Source organism: Sphingobium boeckii (assembly GCF_014199215.1).
Lineage (GTDB): Bacteria > Pseudomonadota > Alphaproteobacteria > Sphingomonadales > Sphingomonadaceae > Sphingobium_A > Sphingobium_A boeckii.
Genome location: NZ_JACIJC010000014.1, coordinates 1 through 1779 on the forward strand (window position 1 = coordinate 1; position 1779 = coordinate 1779).

Genomic DNA, 1779 nt, shown 5'->3' on the forward strand with positions numbered 1-1779 from the left:
AAGGGCACCTTTGTGCCGCTATCGTTCGCGCCGGGTGAAGCGTTCCAGTTCGACTGGAGCGAGGACTGGGCGATCATCGATGGTGTGCGCACCAAGCTGCAGGTGGCGCACTTCAAGCTCAGCTACAGTCGAGCTTTCTTCGTGCGAGCCTATCTTCTGCAGACTCACGAGATGTTGTTCGATGCCCATAATCATGCGTTCCGTGTCCTCGGCGGCGTGCCGCGGCGGGGTATCTACGACAATATGCGCACCGCGGTCGACAAGGTCGGGCGCGGCAAGGCGCGAACCGTCAACGCCCGCTTCCTCACAATGGTGAGCCATTATCTGTTCGAAGCCGAGTTCTGTAATCCGGCAGCGGGTTGGGAGAAGGGCCAGGTCGAGAAGAACGTGCAAGATGCGCGGCATCGCCTGTGGCAGCCAGTTCCCCAGACAGATACTCTCGATGCCCTGAACCTGTGGCTGGAGGCGCGCTGCAAGGCACTATGGCAGGAGATCCCGCATAGGATCGAGCCGGGTTCTGTCGCCGACGCCTGGGCCGATGAGGTGGCAAGCCTGATGCCAATGGGCAGGCCGTTCGACGGCTTCGTCGAATATGGCAAGCGAGTCTCCCCGACCTGCCTCGTGCATCTGGAGCGTAACCGCTACAGTGTGCCGGCATCGTTCGCCAACCGCCCCGTCAGCCTGCGCGTCTATCCCGATCGCTTCCTGGTCGTGGCGGAAGGGCAGATCATATGTGAGCATCATCGCATTATCGATCGATCTCATGATGGTCCCGGCCACACGGTCTATGACTGGCGCCATTATCTGGCGGTGGTCCAGCGCAAGCCCGGCGCCCTGCGCAATGGTGCCCCGTTCCTTGAGCTTCCCGATGCCTTCCAGCGGTTGCAGCGCCATCTGCTGCGCTCCCCTGGCGGCGACAGGGAGATGGTCGAGATCCTGGCCCTTGTGCTGCACCATGACGAACAGATCGTCCTGACGGCCGTGGCCATGGCGCTGGAAGCCGGCGTTCCGACCAAGACCCACATCCTCAACCTGCTGCACCGTCTGCTCGACGGCAAGCCGCTCACCACGCCACCAGTCACGGCGCCGCAGGCGTTGAGACTTGTCAGTGAACCGATGGCCAATGTGGAACGCTATGATGCGCTGCGCGGGGAGAACCGCCATGCGTCATGATCCCGCCAGCGGCGCCATCATCGTCATGCTGCGCAGCCTCAAAATGCACGGCATGGCGCAGGCGGTCACCGATCTGATGGAACAGGGTGCACCGGCGTTCGAAGGTGCCATCCCGATCCTCTCCCAGCTGCTCAAAGCTGAGACGGCGGAACGAGAGGTGCGATCTGTATCCTATCAACTCAAGGTCGCCCGGTTCCCAGCCTATCGCGATCTGGCGGCGTTCGACTTTGGCAGCAGCGAGATCAACGAGGCGCTGGTCCGTCAACTCCATCGCTGCGAGTTTATCGACGTTGCCGACAATATCGTGCTGGTCGGTGGCCCCGGCACCGGCAAGACCCATGTCGCAACCGCGCTGGGCGTCCAGGCCATTGAGCACCACAGGAAGCGGGTCAGGTTCTTCTCGACGGTTGAGTTGGTCAATGCGCTTGAGCAGGAAAAGGCGCAGGGCAAGACCGGGCAGATCGCTAACCGCCTGATCCACTCCGATCTCGTGATCCTCGACGAGCTCGGCTATCTGCCGTTCAGCGCATCAGGCGGGGCTATGCTCTTCCACCTGCTCAGCAAGCTCTATGAGCGTACCAGCGTCATCATCACCACCAACCTGAG

2 protein-coding genes are annotated in these 1779 nt (G+C 61.8%); both read left to right on the top strand.

Annotated features, from left to right (window positions below):
• Positions 1 to 1173, top strand: a 1173-nt coding sequence (gene istA / locus FHS49_RS19420) for an IS21 family transposase (protein ID WP_184022298.1), incomplete at its 5' end; no start/stop codon positions are given.
• Positions 1163 to 1779, top strand: a 617-nt coding sequence (gene istB / locus FHS49_RS19425) for an IS21-like element helper ATPase IstB (protein ID WP_184022301.1), incomplete at its 3' end; no start/stop codon positions are given. The genes istA and istB, both read left to right, overlap by 11 nt.